Genomic DNA, 17,672 nt, shown 5'->3' on the forward strand with positions numbered 1-17,672 from the left:
CCCTCCCCGGAACCGCTCCCATGACCAACCGCGCCGATGCGCTTCGTTCGCTTCTTTTCGCTTCCAGCGCCGCCGGCATGCTGCTGGCCGCCGCTCCGGCCCTCGCCGGTGATCCGGTGGTCGAGACGGCCGGCCCCCAGCAGGATCGCGAAGCGACGACCCTGGGCACTGTGACGGTGACGGGCGAGCGCGCCCGCCGCGAGCCGCAATCGCCCGAGTTCGTCGCGCCGCTGGTCGATACGCCGCGTTCGGTCACGATCATTCCGCACCAGATCATCGAGCAGACCGCCGCGACGTCGTTGCAGGACATTCTGCGCACGTCGCCGGGCATCACCTTCGGCGCCGGCGAAGGCGGTCAGCCGCTGTCGGATCGTCCGTTCATCCGCGGCCAGTCGTCGGGCAACAATATCTTCGTGGACGGCATCCGCGACACCGGCGGCCAGCAACGCGAAGTCTTCAATCTGGAGCAGGTCGAGGTCATCAAGGGGGCGGACTCGGTCTATTCGGGCCGCGGCTCGGGCGGCGGGTCGATCAACCTGGGCTCCAAGGCGCCGCGCCTGCAGAATTTCAGCCGCTACAGCGTCGGTCTGGGCACCGACAGCTATCTGCGCGGCACGGTCGACCAGAACTGGGCGCTGACCGATAACTCGGCCCTGCGCCTGAACCTGATGGCCGCCGAGGGCGATGTCCCGGGCCGTGACTCGGTCGATTACGACAAGTGGGGCCTGGGCCTGTCCTATGCGATCGGTCTGGGGCAGGCGACGACCCTGACCGCCAGCTACTATCATCTGGATTCAAACCAGATGCCTGACTACGGCATCCCGCTGTTCACCAAGATCGGCACGCGCACGACCGACAGCGGCATTCTGGATGTGCCGTACAGCAGCTTCTACGGCCTGTCAGACCGCGATTATCTGAACAATGCGGTCGACAGCTTCACCGTCGCGGTCGAGCACCGGTTCAGCGAGACCCTGCGCATCCGCAACGTGACGCGCTACTCCGAGACGCTGAACGACTACATCGTCACGAACCCCGGCGACGGCGGCGCGGCCCAGTTCGTGGCGGGCGAATGGTGGATGAAGCGTGGGACCAAGACGCGCTGGAACCCGGTCGACACCCTGGCCAATGTCACGGACCTGACCGGCGCCTTCTCAACGGGCTCGATCCGCCACAACTTCAATGTGGGTCTGGAGCTGGCCCGCGAGAAGAACCGCAACGCGGCCTATTCGACCTACACCACGGCCGGTTCGGCCTGCCCGGCGGGCTTCGTGCTGACGACCGCGACCCTGAACAGCCTCGGCGCCGGCGACTGCACCCGCGTCTATGCGCCGAACACCGGCGACTCATGGACGGGCGTCATCAACCGCGGCCCGACCAGCCAGAGCACGACCGAGACGGTCGGCGTCTACGCCTTCGACAGCATCAATCTGACGGATCGCCTGATCCTGAACCTGGGCCTGCGCTGGGACAGCTATTCGGTCGAGGGCGTGAACCGCTCGGCCACCGCGACCGCCGGCGTCTATGGCGCTGTCACCGAGACACAGACGCCCTCGGCGGACTGGGACTTCGTCAACTACCAGATCGGTCTGGTTTACAAGCCGACCAGCAACACCAGCGTCTATGCGTCGTATTCAACCTCCTCGACGCCGCCGACCATCGCCGCCGGCGACCAGAACTCAGCCCCGACCGCGGCGCAGGCCGTGCTCGATCCGGAAGAAACCACCAGCTACGAGATCGGCGCCAAGGCCAGCCTGTTCCATGACCAGCTGCAACTGAGCGCCGCGATCTTCCGTCTGGACCGTGAGAACGCCGTGACCCAGACCACGCCGGTCGTGGTTCAGGACGGTGAGGTGCGGGTACAGGGTCTGGAGCTGGGCGTGTCGGGCAACATCACGCCGGAATGGCAGGTGTTCGGCGGCTACACCTGGATGGATTCGGAGCTGATCAAGGGCGCCCTGACCACGGGCGGTCTGCCGAACCCGCTGAACGGTCAGCGTCTGGCCAATACGCCGGAGCACTCGTTCAGCCTGTTCACCACCTATCGCGTGATGCCGAAGCTGAGCCTCGGCGGTGGGCTGTACTACGTCTCCGACAGCTTCGGCGGGAACCAGGGCGGCGCCGGCGGCGGCACGAACCGGATCTATGCGCCGGAATACACCCGCGTGGACCTGTTCGCCTCCTACGACATCAGCGACACGGCCTCCCTGCAGCTGAACATCCAGAATGCGGGCGATGAGGAGTACATCATCCGGACCAACGGCGTGCACCACGCCGATGTGGCCCCGGCTCGTCAGGCGCTGCTGACGCTGAATCTGCGCTACTAGGCCTAACGGTCTTCTGGCGTAGAACCCGGGGGTTCAGGTGTCTTCCCTGATGACCTGACCCCCCGGGTTTTTCCGCGTCCGGAGACAGGCGCAATGAGGAGGCGGCGATGCTGCTGCACATTCCCGAAGTGTTCACCAAGGCCGAGGTCGCGGCGTTGCGCGCGACGCTGGATGAGGGCCCCTGGGCGGACGGCAACGTCACCTCTGGGCACCAGTCGGCGACGGCCAAGGTGAACCAGCAACTGCCGGAAGATTCGGCGGAGGCGCGCGAGGTCGGCGGGCTGATCCAGCAGGCGCTGAACGCCAATCCGATGTTCGTGTCGGCGGCCCTGCCGCACACGGTCTTTCCGCCCCTGTTCAACCGCTATCAGGGCGGGGAGCATTTCGGGGTGCATGTCGACAATGCAATCCGCCAACGCGGGAACACTCGCATCCGCAGCGACCTGTCCTGCACACTCTTCCTGTCCGAGCCCGAGGACTATGACGGCGGCGAGCTGATCATCGAGGAGATGTACGGGCCGCAGTCGGTGAAGCTGCCCGCCGGCGATCTGGTGCTGTATCCGTCCAAGAGCCTGCACCGGGTGACGCCGGTGACGCGCGGGCAGCGGGTGTCGAGCTTCTTCTGGCTGCAGAGCCTGATCCGGGATGACGCCGACCGCGAGACCCTGTTCCGACTGGACGTCGCGATCCAGCGCGTCAGTCTGGACAAGGGGCCGAAGGATCAGGCCGTGCTGGAGCTGACGGCGGTCTATCACAACCTGATGCGCCGCTGGGCGGAGGTCTGAGGGGGCGGCTGGCTCGGGCGGTGGTGCGTGGACGGCAGGCGCCGTGCGGGCAAGTGATTAGTGGTTGGTGATTAGTGGTTCGCGGCGTCACGGGCTGTTGTCGTCCTGGAACCGGCTGCAGGCCCAGCCACCCACTAATCACTAACCACTAGTCACTTTCCGGGCTCACTGCCCGCCGTCCGAGCCCGGTCAGGGCGTCAGTAGACATCCCGCCGATACCTGCCCGCTTCGGTCAGACCCAGCAGGCCCTCGGCGCCGATGACGGTTTCTAGCGCCTCGTGGACGCCTTTGGACATCCCTTCAAGGCTGCCGCAGACCATGATCACGGCTCCGCGTGACAGCCAGTCCTTGAGCGCGCCAGCCTGTTCGGTGATCAACGTCTGGACATAGCGGCCGTCCCCTGCGTCGCGCGAGAAGACGCGATCAAGGCGGGTGAGCAGGCCGGAGGACAGCATCGCTTCCAGTTCATCGTCCAGCAGGGCGTCGTGGGCGCGGGTGCGCTCGCCGAACATCAGCCAGGCGCCGCCGTGGGCCTGACCCTCGCGGGCCTTGAGGTGGGCGCGCAGACCGGCCAGACCCGTGCCGTTGCCGATCAGGATCAGGGGCGTGGCGGCGTCGGGTCCGTGGAAGCTGCGGTTGACACGGATGCGCATGCCGACCTCGGCGCCGGGCTGGAGGTCGCCCGTCAGCCAACCGGAGGCCAGGCCGGGCGTGCCGTCCGGACGGGTCATGCGGCGGATGATGAACTCGGCCCGGCCGGCGGAGGGCAGGGAAGCGACGGAATACTCGCGGCTGCCCTGAGTGGGGTCGGGCAGGCCGATCTCGGCGATGTCGCCCGCGACCCAGTGGGGCGTGTGATCGATGGGTTCAAAGGCCAGCAGATGGACCTCGCCGCCGGGGCTGCCGGGGTTGAGCAGGCGGCGCTCGACCAGCCGCCAGCGGTCATAGGCGGGCGGCGTCCAGTCGGCCTGAACCGTCGAGCCGGTGATCAGGCCCAGCTGATGCTGCCAGTGGCGGACGGCGCCGGTGTCGCCGTTATCGACCTCGACGTGATCGAACAGGGGTTCGGCGCCCGAGCGCTTCAGCCAGCTGTCCAGCGCGCGGCCGAAACCGCAGTATTCGGCGTAGGTGCTGTCGCCGAGCGCCAGCAGGCCATAGGACAGGCCCGACAGATCGGCGGGGGCCTTCATCACGGTGCGGACGAACCACGACATGCTGTCGGGGGGATCGCCCTCGCCGGTGGTGGAGGCGATGACCAGCAGGCGTCCGGCGGCCTTCAGCTCGGCGGGTTCGAGATCGCCCAACAGGACCACGCGTGCGGGCGTTCCGGCGTCGGACAGGCTTTTGGCCGTCATCCACGCCAGTTCCTCGGCCAGACCGGTCTGGCTGGCGAAGGCCACCAGAACGGTGTCGGCGCCGTCCGGGCCGGACAGGGCCGCGGCCTTGCGCGCGGCGGCGCGTCTGGCCAGCGCGCGGGTGACGATCACCGCGAAGATGCTGAGCAGCCACAGGCCGACCGCGACGGCGGCCCACATCAGACGCACGGGATCGGTGGTCACGCGCCCTCTTCCAACATGGCCCGGAAGGCCGGAGTGACGGTTTCAGTGAGCGCGCCGTCGGCGCCGCGCACGACGAAGGCGGCGGCGATCTTCATGTCGGTGGCGAAGGCCGGGCCTTCTGTCGGGCCCATGACGGTCAGGGCCGTGGCCATGGCGTCCGCATACATCGCGGTGTCGGTCAGTACGGTGACCCCCGCGACGCCGTTTTCGATCGGGCGACCGGTGCGGCCGTTGAGCGTGTGGCTGTAGCGGCGGCCTTCGACGGCGTAGCTGCGGACCCAGTCGCCGGAGGTGGCGACGGCGAGGTCGAACAGGGCGACGACGGTGCGGGGCGCGGAGGCTCCCGGCGGCTGTTGCAGCTCGACCCACCAGGGGTGGCCGTCCGGCTTCACCCCGCGACCGCGCAGTTCGCCGCCGATCTCGACCAGATGATGCCCGGCGCCCATATCGGAGAGCACCTCGGACAGGCGGTCGACGGCGTGGCCCTTGGCGATGCCGGACAGGTCGAGCTTCAGCCCGCCGATCTGCTGGACCGCGCGACGGTCGCGATTGAGGCGCAGGCGGTTCCAGCCGGAGACGGCGGCGGCGGCGGCGATCTCGTCGTCGGAAGGCAGAGGGGCGGCGTCGGCGGGACGCCGACCGGGCGGGCCGAAGCCCCAGACATCGACCAGGGCGCCGAGGGTCGGGTCGACCGCGCCGTCGGTGTCGTCCGCCAGATCGAGCGAGCGGGTCAGCACCTGCCAGAAGGGTTCGGACACCGCCCAGAAACCTTCAGGCGCGGCGTTGAAGCGCGCCAGTTCGGAGCGACTGTCCCAATGGCTGAACAGGGCGATAAGGCGCGCCAGTTCCCTGTCGATGGCGGACTGGAAGGCGGCGCGCTCGGCGCCCTGCGGCGGGACCAGACGGACGGACCAGTCGGTGCCCATGGTCTGGCCCGCGAAATCCCAGATCAGGGCCGACGGCGGACGGGCCGGGGCGCGACCGTGGGTCGGGATCAGCACCCTGTTCGCAGGGCGCGGAACAGCATCGCCGCCCACGATGATCGTGGGCGGCGCGCTGTGGCGGGAGAGGGGGCCTCCCGGACGGGTCAGGGCAGGACTTCCAGGGCGCCGTTGTACTGGGCGTTGGCGGCCATCTGCCCGCCCTGGGCCGCGGTGCGGACCGAGGTGTTGATCCAGTACATGCCGGCCGCGGGCCAGGTGACGGTGAAGGAGCCGTCGGCGCCGGTGGTGACGGTCATCTCTTCGGGGTTGTCGCGGTAGCGGGTGCCGCCGCGCGCGATGGTGACTTCCTGATTGGCGACGGGCTGGCCGTCACGGATGAATTTGAAGGTGGCGGCCTCACCGGCGGCGAGGGCGTTCGGGTGGGTCACCGGGATCAGCTCAATGCCTTCGTTGGTCGGAGCCAGCGCGCCGGTCGAGGTGGCGCCGAGGGTGACGAAGGTCTCGATGCGGCTGTTGTTGCGGGTGGCGACGACGTCGGTGGCGTCCGCCGGAATGTTGGCGGCCATTTCAGCCTCGGTCCCGCGCCAGCGCTTCTGCTCACCGCCCTGTTTGTAGCTGACGATCACGCCGCCCATGACGTTGGCGACACGATAGGTGCCCTGCTGGGTCAGGTGCAGGTCGAAGGTCGAACGGTAGCGGGCGCGGCCCATGTTTTCGGCCTGAACGGTTGAGCCGTCCGGGGCGGTGATGGTCAGGCCGGACAGGTTCATCGCGGCGTGATCGGGAATGAAGACGCCGTTGGACATGCCGGCGTCGAAGCCGACCCAGGCCTCGGCGCCCGAGAGCGAGGTCGAGGTCGGGGCCAGCCAGGCGCGGTGAGCCTGGGCCGAGAGCGGCAGGGCGAGGGCGGCGAGCGCCGCGATGAGAGCGAGGGACTTCTTCATGGCAGGCTTCCTTTAGCGGGTGACGGCGACGGTGACGGCGCCGAGTTCACGGGTCCCGGCCGCGCGGCCGGTGTTGGGAGCGCCCCAGCGGAAGGGGACGCGGACAGCTTCACGCCCGCCGAGCTCGCGGGCGGCCTCGACAACGATCACATAGTCGCCGGCCGGCAGGTCGCGCAGTCGGGCGGCGGGGATGCGGACAGTGTGCGTGCCGGGCGCCTTGGTGGCGCTGGAGACGCCATCGGCGGGCAGGTTCAGCGATTGGCCGCCCCGACGCCACCAGGTGCGCATGTCCTTCAGCCAGTCCTTGCCCTCGCGGACGTTGGAGACCTCATACCAGACGGCGAGGGTGCGGACGGCGGTGTTGTCCGGGCGCTCGATCCAAACCGCGACATAGGGACGGTGATAGGCGGCGACGCTGAGAGTCGGAATCTGGACGGTGACGTTCAGATCGGCGGCAAGGGCCGGGGTCGCGACGGCGGCGGCTGCGGCGGCGGTCAGGGCGATAGGCAACTTACGCATGATGAGGTCCGGGGGAGGGCGTCAGTGAATGAACAGAAGGGCGATGATGACGGGGATCAGCAGGCCGAGACCCAGCAGAGGCCAGGTCGAGGGGCGCTGCTTCGCGTGCATCCAGGTCAGGGCGAAGCCGGTGACGGCGAAGATGATGCAGGCGGCGGCGAAGATATCGATGAACCAGAACCAGACCTTGCCCGCGTTCCGGCCTTTGTGGAGGTCATTGAGATAGGCGATCCAGCCGCGGGTGGTGCGCTCGCGCGAGGCTTCGCCGGTGGCGCGGTCGATCGTCAGCCAGCCGTCGCCGCCGGGCTCGGCCAGGGCGACGTAGATTTCATCGACCGTGGTCTCGGTCGGGCGGCCGTCGATCTTCACCTTGAAGGCGTCCCGCGCCCAGCGAGCGACGGCGTCGGGGACCGGATCGGTGGTCTCTTCCGGAAAGGCGGACAGGCGCTCCAGCAGGGGCGAGGGCAAGGTGGCGGTGGCGGTCGCGGTGACCGGCTCGGCCGGGATCGAGGCGGCGTGGTTCAGGGTGATGCCGGTGACGGCGAACAGCATCAGGCCGATCAGGCTGACGGCCGCCGAAATCCAGTGCCACTGGTGCAATTGCTTGAGCCAGAACGACCGGGTGGCGTTCAGGGCTTTCCTGGGCTTGGGAGCTGTCGCGGCGGCTTCGGTCACGAGCGGTTCATGCCGAAATTGAGAACCGTTTGCAAGTCGTCCCGCGAGGCCGTTCAGCGCGACAGTCTGACGCCCACGCCCAGGGTCCGGGGCGGGGCGTAGCCGGCGACGCCGGTTCCGGTTTCGGACACCTCGACTTCCGCATCGAACAGGTTGGCGGCGCTGACCCAGAGGGTGGTCGTGTCGTTCAGGCTCCAGTCGGCGCGCAGATCGAGGGTTCCGCCCGCCTCCAGCACGCGGCTGTTCAGGTCGTCCTCGAAACGGTCGCTCTCCCAGCGGGCGTCGGCGGCGAGGGTGAGGCGGTCGGTGGCCCGCCAGTCTAGACCCGTGACGGCGCTGAAGCGCGGGGCCTGCGCGGGACGCAGGCCGGTCAGTTGGGGCGCGGCGGTTCCGCCGTCCACTTCGGCGTCGGTCAGCGACAGGGCGGCGCGCAGGGTGAGGGCGTCCGTCAGTTCGAACCGGCCGTCCAGTTCGATGCCGACGGCCTCGATGGTTCCGGCATTCTGGCGCTGGCGCAGGACGCCGCCCGCCGGGACGAAGCCTGCGCGGGGGAAGGTGGCCGGGCCAGCGCCGATGGTGACGTTGACTATGGCGTCGTCCAGCCGGGTCCAGAAGGCGGTGGCGGTCAGGGACGCGCGACCGCCGGTCCAGCTCCAGCCCGCTTCGGCGCCGGTGACGGTCTCGGGTTCGAGCGCGGCGTTGGCTTCGGTCAGGTCGTTGCCGACGCGGAACGGGCGGTGGAGCTCATTCAGGGTAGCGGGGCGGAAGCCGGTGTAGGCGGCGAGGCGAAGTGCCTGTCCGTTGCCAATGTCGCGGCGGACGCCGAGGCGGGCGCTGACGACTTCGCCGGATCGGTCGGGATCGGTCTCATCCAGCGTGACGGCGAGGGTCTGGCGGTCGCGCTCGAAGCGATGGCCGTCGGTGTTCTCCCAGCGATCGGCGCGCAGGCCGCCCGCGAACAGCCAGGGGCCGGTCGTCCACGAGCCCTCGGCATAGGCGCCGACGACGGAGGTTTCACCGCCCGCGATGCGGTCGCGGGTGAACTGGCCGCCCATGTAGCGGAACATCTCGCGGGTCTCGCCGTCGGCGAAACGGGCGTCGGCGCCCAGTTCCCATTCGACGCGACCGATGCCGCTGACGAGAACCCGGCGCAGGGCGGCGTTGACGCCCCAGCCGACGGCGGGCGTCCCGAACTGGTTGTTGGCCGGTGTTGTCGTGGCGCGGTCGGCGGCGACGGCGACGGAGGTGTTGGCCAGATCGCTTTCGCGCCGCCAGACCTGTAGCCGCCAGCCGGGTCGGTCGGCGTCGGGCTGGACGGCGGCGGTGGCCGACAGGGCGTTGCCCGAGGCGGTCGAACGCGCCCCCGCGAGACCCGAGCCGCGATCCTCCTCGAAGGCGGAGGCGCGCAGTGACACCGTGGCGGGACCGACGGGCAGGTCGGCGCGGACGGAAGCGGCCTGAACCTCCAGATCGAGCGGGGTGTCGGCGGCGCCGGCGGCCGCGCCCCGTACAGGGACATAGCCGTCGCTGGTCTCGTACAGACCCGAGGCGACGACGCGCGCCGGGCCGAGATCGGTTGCGCCGGAGGCCGACAGGCGGGCGCCGCCGCGTTCGGCGATTGAGGCGTCGACGGTCCAGCCCGTGTCCCGCTCACGCAGCTGGATCACGCCTGTCAGGGCGCCCGCGCCGTAAGGACCGGCGCCGGCGCCGCGCACGATGTCGAGGGCGGACAGGCTTTCCGTCGGGAGCTGGGACCAGATCACCCATCCGCCGAAAGGATCGTTCACCGGCACGCCGTCCAGCGTCACCAGCGTCCGGCCCGCGCCCGAGGGGGCGATGGCCCGCAGGCTGATCCCCTGTGTCGTCGGATTGGCCGCGAGGCTGGAGGTGCGACGGAACAGGGAGACGGCGGGGACGGAGGACAGCGCCTCGTCCAGCCGCTGCTCGACGCGCAGGTCGCGTTCATCGAGCCTGATGACGGCGAAGGCCGCCTCGCCCGCCGCCGGGGGCAGGCGCGCACCGGTGACGACGATTTCGGGCAGGTCGGTCGGGGGAGGCGGGGGCACTTGCAACATCAAGCGGGACAATACCTCGATCCGCGTGGGGTTGCGTCCTGTTATGCGGCCCGCGCCGCTTGACCCTCCGGTGTGGCCGACAGGACGCGGCGAATGGCGTCGAGCAGAACGTCGGGCTGGATCGGCTTCTGGGCCACGCCGTCCATTCCGGCGGCGAGATAGTCGGCCTCGTCGCGCGGATCGGCGTTGGCGGTCAGGGCGAGAATGGGCAGGGCGGAGACCGGGCCGGGCAGGGCCCGGATCAGGCGCGTGGCCTGAACCCCGTCCATCACCGGCATCTTTACATCCATCAGGATCAGATCGAACCGGCCCTGCTGGACACGGTCGACGGCTTCCTGACCGTTCTCGGCGGTCTCGTGGGTGCAGCCGAAAAGCTCCAGCACCTTGCCCGCGACGAAGCGGTTGGTGGCGTTGTCGTCCACGACCAGCACATGCAGGGTCTCGTGCGGGGTGGGCTCGGCGGGCGTGCTGTCGGCGGCCATCTCCGCCGTGGCCAGCGGCAGGCGCAGGTCGAAGGCGAAGCGGGCGCCGCCGCGAGGCGAGCGCTGGACGCCGATGTGGCCGTTCATCCGCTCGACGATCTGGCGGCAGATGGCGAGGCCCAAGCCGGCGCCCGCGCCCTCGCGACCGGCGCGGCCGGTGTTGAACGGATCGAAGATGGTGGCCGCGGTGTCCTCGGCGATGCCGGGGCCGCTGTCGTCCACGGTGACGGACAGGTGTGCGTCGGCGCCCTCGGCGCGTGCGGTTATGTGAACGGCGACCTCGCCCGCGGGCGTGAACTTGATCGCGTTGCCGATGAGGTTGTTGAGCAACTGCTTCAGCCGGACCTCGTCGGCATCGACGCAAGGGGCGTCGGCCAGATCACAGGCGATCGTGAGGGTCAGGGTCTTCTCCGCCGCGCGGGGCTCCCACAGGGCCTTCAGGTCGCGGGCGACGGCGTCCAGCGAGACGACCCCGGTTTCGAAGGTCATCAACCCGGCCTCGGCGCGGGACATATCCAGTGCGTCGGTCAGCAGGCGCAGCAGGCTCTGGCCTGAGTCCAGAATGGTGCGGACGTAGGGGCGCATGGCGTCCTGCGTCAGTTCGCGCTCCATCAGGGCGGCGACGCCCAGCACCCCGTTCAGCGGCGTGCGGATCTCGTGGCTCATGACCGCGAGGAACTCGGACTTGGCGCGGCTGGAGGTGCGGGCCTCCTGCTCGGCGCGGGCGAGATCGCGGGCCAGCACGCTCATGGCCTGGGCGCGATTGCGGTGGATGGCGCTGCCGGCCTGCAGCAGGTGAACGCCCGCGCCGACACCGACATAGCGGTCCTTTGACACCACGACGAAGCCGTTGAGCAGGGCGCCAAGGTTGCCGGCGTCGAGCGTCTCGAACAGGGTTTCGGCGTCCGCGTCGGCGTCGAGCACCCGGGGCGACGGGTCCATGAAGCTGGAGGCCGGGCGGCGGGCATAGAGGGCGCGGCCGAACTCGGCGGCCATGCGCAGGGTGAAGGCGTTGCGCTCGACCAGTCCGACAGGACGGCGCTCGGCGTCGATGACCGCGATGGCGAGGGTGTCGGGCTCGCGCTCGAACCGTTCGAAGACGTGCGCGCCCGGGGTGTCCGGCCCTATGGGCTCGGCCTCGCTGACGAAGTCTCCGATTCTGGCCATTCACGCGCACTCCTGAACGGAGGCCGGGATAGGGGCATCCACTTAATACCAGCTTTGCCGTGCGTGAATGTTTCGAGATATTCTCTTGAATATCAGTCCGTAAGCGGACCTAAAGTCTCTGGAGCAGGTTCGCAGCGAAGGTCGAGAGGGTGTCGTCGCGGGCGCCCATGACGATGACCCGGTCGCCGGGACGGGCCAGCTCGACGATACGGTCGCCGCAGGCGTCGCGGGTGGAGAGGGCCTCGGCGTTTCGACCGGCGGCGCGGATGCCCGACGCGATGTCCTCCGACCCGACGGACTTGTCGGTGGTGCCGCCGTAATAGACGGGCTCGGGCATCAGCAGCACGTCGTCGGGGCGCATCAGGCCGACGAAGGTTTCGATGAATTCGGACTGCATCAGCTTCAGGGGACCAAAACCGTGCGGCTGGAACAGGATCAGCAGTCGGCCGTCGAAAGCGTGAAGCGTCTTCAGGGTGGCGGCGATCTTGTCCGGGTTATGGGCGAAGTCGTCGATGACGGTGACGTCGTTCGCGATCCCGACCACCTCCATCCGGCGGCGGATGCCGGAGAAGGTCTCCAACGCGGTGACGGCCTCGGCGAGAGGCACGCCGAGCGCGCGCACGGCGGCGAGGGCGGCCAGAGCGTTGGCGACATTGTGGGCGCCGGGGACGTTGAGAATGGCGCGCTGCATCGCGACGCCCCGCTCCGCCAGGTCGAAACTCATGCCGGTCGGTTGCGGCGTCAGGCTGGAGGCGTGCAGATCGGCGGTGGCGTCGCTGAGGGAGAAGGTCCAGACCTTCTCAAGCGGAAGGGCCTGGGCGAGAGCCGCGGTCTCCGGATTGTCGAGGTTCAGCACGGCGATGTCGGCGCGGTCGGTGAAGCCGCCGAACAGCTCGCGCAACTCCTCCATCGACTTGTGGTCGAGCGAGATGTTGGAGACGACGGCGACGGTCGGATCATAGCGGGCGATGGAGCCGTCGCTTTCATCGACCTCGGACACGAACAGGTCCGGACCGCCGATCAGGGCGCTGGCGAAAGGGTGATCCGCGTCGGCGAAATTCTTCATCACGGCGCCGTTCATGACGGTCGGCTCGCGCCCGGCCTGATGCAAAATCCAGGCGATCATGCCCGTGATGGTCGACTTGCCCGAGGTGCCCGCCACGCCGATGGAGGCGGGAGCGGCGTTGAACAGTTCGCTGAGCAGCTGGGGACGGGTCTTGATAGTCGCCCCGACAGCCTTGGCGGCACCGATGTCAGGGACGGTGTCCTCGACCGCGCCGGTGGCGACGACGATCTGGTCCGCGCGGGTGACGCCGGAGCCGTCCTGCGGATGCAGGGCGACGCCATGGGCTTCGAGCCAGGCGAATTTCTCGGGCGTGCGGCCCTGATCGCGGGACCGGTCGGAGCCCTCGATGCGATGGCCGCGCGCCTGCACAATCATCGCCAGCGGCAGCATCCCGGAGCCGCCCACGCCGCAGAAGAAATAGTCGTCCTGAGTCATACGACGTGACTAAGCCCCTTCCCCTCGAGGGGGAAGGGGTTGGGGATGGGGTAGGGCCGCTATCGAGACCGGGTTGGCGCGAGAGGCTTGGGAGCCTTTCGTGCTCAGGAGAGGGCTTTTGCCGGGGCGGGCGTCGTGCAAAGACAGGGCTTCAAGGAAGGTTCGCCACTGTGAAGATCGGCATCGTCAACGCCAGTTCGCGCTTCTCGAAGGAGCGGGGCGAGGCCATCGAGGCCTGGTTCGCCGCGAATGTGCCGGACGGGTCGATCAAGATCGTCTTCCACCCGGCGGTGTTTCAGAAGCACGGTCATTTCGGCGGGGATGACGCCACGCGCGCCAACGCCTTTGTCGAGTTCGCCAATGATCCGAGGCTGGATGCGGTGTGGTTCGCGCGCGGCGGCTATGGTTCGTGCCGGATCGCGGAGGCGGTGCTGCCGCGCCTGACCGATGTGTCTCGGGGCAAGCGGTATCTGGGTTACTCCGACGCGGGCAGTTTGCTGGCGGGGCTCTACAAGGCGGGCTTCCCGCATGTGGCGCACGGGCCGATGGCGTCGGACTCGGTGCGCCATGATGAGACCGCCTGGCGAGCGTTGAACTGGCTTAAGACGGGAGCGTCGTCATCGTGGGAGCCGTCGCTGCACGAAGATCCGCGTCCGGCTGTGGCGTTCAACCTGAGCATTCTCGACGCCTTGGTCGGCACCTATCTGGAGCCGGACCTGACCGGTCATGTGCTGATGCTGGAGGACGTGTCCGAGCCGCTGTACCGGATCGACCGCATGATGTTCCACCTGACCAGCCAGCCTTCGATCCGCAAGGTGGCGGGCATCCGGCTGGGGCGGGTGTCGGAGATCGTGCAGAACGACCCCGATTTCGGCCTGACCGCCGAGGAAATCACCCGCTACTGGTGCCAGCGGTCGGGAATTGCTTACCTCGGCAGCGCCGACATCGGGCATGACGGCGCGAACAAGGTGGTGCCGTTCGGACACCGTTAGGACACATTTTCTTCGCCAACCCCGCGAAGGCAGTGGACAGCGCCCGGCCGGGTGGGCATTTACAGTCTGGTAACCCTGTGGTCCCGGATCCGGGGTTGGCGGGGGTTCGGGGATACCGGCCTCGCGGGCGGGCCGGTCAGCGTCGGGGGGCGCTGACCGGTTCGTCGTCCTCAGGATCACCGACACTTCTGTCATACGCGACGTCTCGCCGCTGGCGTCCTGTGGCCACACACGCCATCTTGGCGGCGATGAACCGTCGTAGCCTTCTGATCCGCGCCGCCGGGCTGCTCGCCGTCGCGGGCGGCGCGTGGTGGGCGAAGGATCATCTGTTGTGGCCAAAGCCGGAGCTGGTGTTCGAGGCCGACGGGGCCACGATCTGGATGCCCTATGGCCGACCGGCCCCGACGCCTACCGTCGCGGTGAAGATCGAGGGGCGCGAGGTGCTGGCCCTGATCGACAGCGGCGCCCAGTATTCGGTCATCGACAGGGCGTTCTTCGCCGGACTGCCGAACGAGGGGCGGCGATCGTTCGACATGCCGCTGCTGGCTTACGGCGTGGGCGGCGGCACGCAGGTGGGGCGGGGCGCATCGGTGGATCTGGAGTTGCCGGGGCTGTCGATCCGCAAGCTACGGGCGGCGATCCTGGATCTCGGGCCGCTGGCCGCCGAGACCGGGCTGCGGACGCCTCTGATCATCGGGCAGGATGTGCTGGGCGAGGCCGTGCTGGCGCTGGACCCCGCGCGGCGATACGCGCGGCTGGTGAGACGTGACGCCTTCGTGCGACCGCCGGACCTGATCGAGGCGGCCGTGCACCGGCAGGGCACGGCGCTGGCCGCCGATCTGACGGTGGAAGGCGCGACGGTGCGCGCCATCATCGACACGGGCGCTTCATCCCTGCTGGGGCTGAGCCGGGACGCCGCGACGACGGCAGGACTGCTGGACGGTCGTCCCGAGCGGTCCGGCGTCAGTCTGGTGCTGGGCGGCTCGATGCAATCAACGATCGTCGAGGCGCGGACGGTGACCTTCGCCGACCATCTCTATGAGCGGGTGGACGTCGGCGTGTTCGATCAGCCGCCCCTGCCGAACTTCCCCGGCGGACTGGTCGGGATGGAGGCGTTCCGGGACCGCCGGGCGGCGCTGGACCTCGGCAAGGGTACGCTGCACATCGAGCGCCCGCTGGACCTGACCATCGGGATGTAGGGCGTGGGGTGTCGGGTGTAGGGGATGGGGTACGAGACAAGAGGCCCGGGGGCGCTGGCTTCCACAGACCACACCCCACACCCCACCTCCTACGCCCTGATCTGCCCCGTCCCGCGCACCACATATTTGTAGCTGGTCAACTGCTCGGCCCCGACCGGGCCGCGCGCGTGCAGGCGGGAGGTGGCGATGCCGATCTCGCCGCCGAAACCGAACTCGCCCCCGTCGGCGAACTGGGTCGAGGCGTTCCACATGACGATGGCGCTGTCGACGGCGTTGAGGAAGGCGGCGGCGGCCTCCGGATCTTCCGTGATGATCGCCTCGGTGTGGCCCGAGCCGTGGCGGCGGATGTGATCCACCGCGTGAGGCAGGTCCTCGACCACGCGCACAGCCAGGATCGGCGCCAAGTATTCGGTGGTCCAGTCGGCCTCGGACGCCTCGGTGATGGAGGGGGCCAGCGCGCGGCTTTCCTCATCCCCGCGCAGGCTGCACCCGGCGGCTTCCAGGGCGGCGGCGAGGCGGGGCAACAAGGCGGGCGCGCAGGTCCGGTCGATCAGCAGGGTCTCGGTGGCGCCGCAGACGGAGACGCGGCGCATTTTCGCATTCACCAGCACGGCCTCGGCCATGGCCGGGTCGGCGGCGGCGTGGACATAGGTGTGGTTCACGCCCTCGAGGTGGCCGAGCACGGGCACCCGGGCCTCGGCCTGCACGCGGGCGACCAGGCTCTTGCCACCGCGGGGGATCAACAGGTCGATGGCGCCCTCCAGCCCCGTCAGCAGGGCGCCGACGGCGGCGCGGTCCGGGGTGTCGATCAGCTGGATCGCGTCGGCGGGCAGGCCTGCCGCCTCCAGCCCCTCGACCATGGCGGCGTGGATCGCCAGCGAGGACGACAGGCAGTCCGATCCGCAGCGCAGCAGGGCGACGTTGCCCGAGCGCAGGCACAGGGCGGCGGCATCCGCCGTCACATTGGGGCGGCTCTCATAGATGATGGCCAGTACGCCGATGGGAGTGGAAACGCGGGCGATGTCCAGACCGTTGGGGCGAGACCAGCGAGCGGTCTCGCGCCCCAGCGGATCGGGCAGGGCGGCGACCTCGTCCACGGCACGGGCGATGGCGTCCAGACGGGCGGGGGTGAGCGCCAGCCGGTCGATGAGGGCCTCTGACAGGCCGGTCTCGCGGGCGCGGGCGATGTCCTCCGCGTTGGCGGCGAGAATGCGTTCGCCGTGGGCGCGCAGAGCGACGGCGGCGGCCTGAAGCGCGCGGGTGCGGGTCTCCGGCGTGGCGAGACGGATCAGGTCGGCGGCGGCGCGGGCGCGGCGGCCACGCTGGAGCATGTCTTCGGCGAGGGTCATGCCGCGCCCTCCAGAACCAGATCGTCGCGGTGGATGGCGACTTGTGGACCCTTGTAGCCCACCAGTCCCTCGATCTCGCCGGTCTGGCGGCCCCGGATCAGGGCCATTTCCTCGGCTGAGAAGGCGGCGAGACCCACGGCGGCGCGGGCGCCGTCGGGGGTCACGACCAGCACGCTGTCGCCCCGGTCAAACCGACCCTCGATCCGCTGGACGCCCGAGGGGAGCAGGCTCTTGCCGGCGCGCAGGGCGGCGACGGCGCCGGCGTCGACGACCAGCCGACCCGCCGGATCGACGCTGCCCGCGATCCACGATTTCCACGCCGCCATGGGGCCGTCCGGGGCCGGAATCAGGGTGGCCTTCGCACCGTCCAGAACGGCGGCCAGCGGGCGATCGGTGAGACCGGAAGCGATGACGGTGGCGCAACCCGCCGAGCGAGCGATACGGGCGGCCTCCAGCTTGGTCCGCATGCCGCCCGTGCCGACCGAGGCGGAGGCGTTGGCCTCGCCCGCCATGGCCATGACCTCGGGGGTCAGGGCCTCGACCAGCGGCAGGTGGGCGGCGTCAGGGTGGCTTCGCGGATCGGCGTCATAGAGGCCGTCGATGTCGCTGAGCAGGACCAGCAGGTCGGCGCGCGCCAGCTGCGCCGTGCGCGCCGCGAGACGGTCGTTGTCGCCATAGCGGATTTCCTCGGTGGCGACGGTGTCGTTCTCATTGACCACGGGAACGGCCTTGAGGCGCAGCAGGGCGTCCAGCGTCGAGCGGGCGTTCAGCCAGCGACGGCGGCGCTCGGTGTCATCGCGGGTCAGCAGAACCTGTGCGGGCGTCAGGCCGTGGGGCGACAGGGCGGCCTCCCACGCCTGCATGAGCAGGGACTGACCGGCGGCGGCGGCGGCCTGTTTCTCATCCAGCCGGGCGGACTTCGAAATGCCCAGACGGCCCCGGCCCAGCGCCACGGCCCCGGAGGAGACGACGATCACCTCGACGCCGCGCGCGCGAAGGTCGGCGATCTCCTGCCCCAGCGCGGCCAGCCGTGGGCCGTTCGGTCGCCCGCCGTCGATGAGCAGGGCGGAGCCGACCTTGAGGACAAGGCGGCGGGAGGCGGCGAGGGCGGAGGCGGCGGAGGAGGTCACGGCGAGACCTTGCCGCGCCGGGTGCGC

General features: G+C 69.5%; 14 protein-coding genes. 4 read left to right on the top strand and 10 right to left on the bottom strand.

The window, feature by feature from the left end; all coding sequences use genetic code 11:
* Positions 1 to 20: 20 nt before the first annotated feature.
* Both ACODRV_RS00620 and ACODRV_RS00625 read left to right on the top strand, forming a co-directional pair.
* Positions 21 to 2,324 carry a TonB-dependent receptor gene (locus ACODRV_RS00620; RefSeq protein WP_488907074.1) on the top strand — a complete coding sequence of 768 codons (2,304 nt, stop codon included), beginning with the start codon at positions 21 to 23 and terminating at the stop codon, positions 2,322 to 2,324.
* Between the two features lie 107 nt (positions 2,325 to 2,431).
* Positions 2,432 to 3,109 (top strand): Fe2+-dependent dioxygenase, encoded by a 678-nt coding sequence (locus ACODRV_RS00625; RefSeq protein WP_488907075.1) that lies wholly within the window; start codon positions 2,432 to 2,434, stop codon positions 3,107 to 3,109.
* Between the two features lie 197 nt (positions 3,110 to 3,306).
* Here the strand turns inward: ACODRV_RS00625 and ACODRV_RS00630 are convergent, their stop codons facing one another.
* The 8 genes from ACODRV_RS00630 to ACODRV_RS00665 all read right to left on the bottom strand — a co-directional run bounded on the left by ACODRV_RS00630 (position 3,307) and on the right by ACODRV_RS00665 (position 12,975).
* Entirely contained in the window at positions 3,307 to 4,668 is a 1,362-nt protein-coding gene (locus ACODRV_RS00630; RefSeq protein ID WP_240811720.1) for a sulfite reductase subunit alpha, read from the bottom strand.
* Positions 4,665 to 5,669: an FAD:protein FMN transferase gene (locus ACODRV_RS00635; protein ID WP_488907076.1), complete on the bottom strand. Its 1,005-nt coding sequence runs from the start codon at positions 5,667 to 5,669 to the stop codon at positions 4,665 to 4,667. Before ACODRV_RS00635 ends, ACODRV_RS00630 begins: the two co-directional genes overlap by 4 nt.
* Before the next feature lie 86 nt (positions 5,670 to 5,755).
* A complete protein-coding gene (locus ACODRV_RS00640; protein ID WP_488907077.1) occupies positions 5,756 to 6,556 on the bottom strand; it encodes a DUF4198 domain-containing protein in 801 nt (266 codons plus the stop codon).
* Between the two features lie 12 nt (positions 6,557 to 6,568).
* A complete protein-coding gene (locus ACODRV_RS00645) occupies positions 6,569 to 7,075 on the bottom strand; it encodes a DUF2271 domain-containing protein (RefSeq protein WP_141625767.1) in 507 nt (168 codons plus the stop codon).
* Positions 7,076 to 7,096: 21 nt separating this feature from the next.
* Positions 7,097 to 7,750, bottom strand: a complete 654-nt coding sequence (locus ACODRV_RS00650; RefSeq protein ID WP_488907078.1) for a PepSY-associated TM helix domain-containing protein — start codon at positions 7,748 to 7,750, stop codon at positions 7,097 to 7,099.
* Between the two features lie 53 nt (positions 7,751 to 7,803).
* Complete coding sequence (locus ACODRV_RS00655; protein WP_488907079.1) at positions 7,804 to 9,825, bottom strand: TonB-dependent receptor; 2,022 nt, start codon at positions 9,823 to 9,825, stop codon at positions 7,804 to 7,806.
* A 41-nt stretch (positions 9,826 to 9,866) separates the two neighbouring features.
* Positions 9,867 to 11,474 carry an ATP-binding protein gene (locus ACODRV_RS00660; protein ID WP_488907080.1) on the bottom strand — a complete coding sequence of 536 codons (1,608 nt, stop codon included), beginning with the start codon at positions 11,472 to 11,474 and terminating at the stop codon, positions 9,867 to 9,869.
* A 109-nt stretch (positions 11,475 to 11,583) separates the two neighbouring features.
* Positions 11,584 to 12,975, bottom strand: coding sequence for a Mur ligase family protein (locus ACODRV_RS00665; RefSeq protein WP_488907081.1), 1,392 nt, complete (start codon positions 12,973 to 12,975; stop codon positions 11,584 to 11,586).
* A 170-nt stretch (positions 12,976 to 13,145) separates the two neighbouring features.
* On the opposite strand from ACODRV_RS00665, the gene ACODRV_RS00670 reads away from it, so the two are divergent.
* Positions 13,146 to 13,967 carry an LD-carboxypeptidase gene (locus ACODRV_RS00670; RefSeq protein ID WP_141625772.1) on the top strand — a complete coding sequence of 274 codons (822 nt, stop codon included), beginning with the start codon at positions 13,146 to 13,148 and terminating at the stop codon, positions 13,965 to 13,967.
* Positions 13,968 to 14,215: 248 nt separating this feature from the next.
* The gene (locus ACODRV_RS00675) at positions 14,216 to 15,166 is read left to right on the top strand and encodes a retropepsin-like aspartic protease (RefSeq protein WP_141625773.1); all 951 of its coding nucleotides are present in this window, start codon (positions 14,216 to 14,218) and stop codon (positions 15,164 to 15,166) included.
* Positions 15,167 to 15,255: 89 nt separating this feature from the next.
* Here the strand turns inward: ACODRV_RS00675 and ACODRV_RS00680 are convergent, their stop codons facing one another.
* Together ACODRV_RS00680 and proB are read right to left on the bottom strand one after the other, a co-directional pair.
* Positions 15,256 to 16,515, bottom strand: coding sequence for a glutamate-5-semialdehyde dehydrogenase (locus tag ACODRV_RS00680; protein WP_488907082.1), 1,260 nt, complete (start codon positions 16,513 to 16,515; stop codon positions 15,256 to 15,258).
* Complete coding sequence (gene proB / locus ACODRV_RS00685; protein WP_141625775.1) at positions 16,512 to 17,645, bottom strand: glutamate 5-kinase; 1,134 nt, start codon at positions 17,643 to 17,645, stop codon at positions 16,512 to 16,514. Before proB ends, ACODRV_RS00680 begins: the two co-directional genes overlap by 4 nt.
* Between the last annotated feature and the right edge of the window lie 27 nt (positions 17,646 to 17,672).

The organism is Brevundimonas sp. FG8 (genome assembly GCF_057808845.1).

What these genes read in the sequence shown, in the direction of transcription:
- ACODRV_RS00620 (WP_488907074.1), top strand. Translation starts at nt 21, where the DNA reads ATGACCAACCGCGCCGATGCGCTTCGTTCGCTTCTTTTCGCTTCCAGC.
- ACODRV_RS00625 (WP_488907075.1), top strand. Translation starts at nt 2,432, where the DNA reads ATGCTGCTGCACATTCCCGAAGTGTTCACCAAGGCCGAGGTCGCGGCG.
- ACODRV_RS00640 (WP_488907077.1), bottom strand. Translation starts at nt 6,556, where the DNA reads ATGAAGAAGTCCCTCGCTCTCATCGCGGCGCTCGCCGCCCTCGCCCTG.
- ACODRV_RS00645 (WP_141625767.1), bottom strand. Translation starts at nt 7,075, where the DNA reads ATGCGTAAGTTGCCTATCGCCCTGACCGCCGCCGCAGCCGCCGCCGTC.
- ACODRV_RS00655 (WP_488907079.1), bottom strand. Translation starts at nt 9,825, where the DNA reads ATGTTGCAAGTGCCCCCGCCTCCCCCGACCGACCTGCCCGAAATCGTC.
- ACODRV_RS00660 (WP_488907080.1), bottom strand. Translation starts at nt 11,474, where the DNA reads ATGGCCAGAATCGGAGACTTCGTCAGCGAGGCCGAGCCCATAGGGCCG.
- ACODRV_RS00665 (WP_488907081.1), bottom strand. Translation starts at nt 12,975, where the DNA reads ATGACTCAGGACGACTATTTCTTCTGCGGCGTGGGCGGCTCCGGGATG.
- ACODRV_RS00675 (WP_141625773.1), top strand. Translation starts at nt 14,216, where the DNA reads ATGAACCGTCGTAGCCTTCTGATCCGCGCCGCCGGGCTGCTCGCCGTC.
- ACODRV_RS00680 (WP_488907082.1), bottom strand. Translation starts at nt 16,515, where the DNA reads ATGACCCTCGCCGAAGACATGCTCCAGCGTGGCCGCCGCGCCCGCGCC.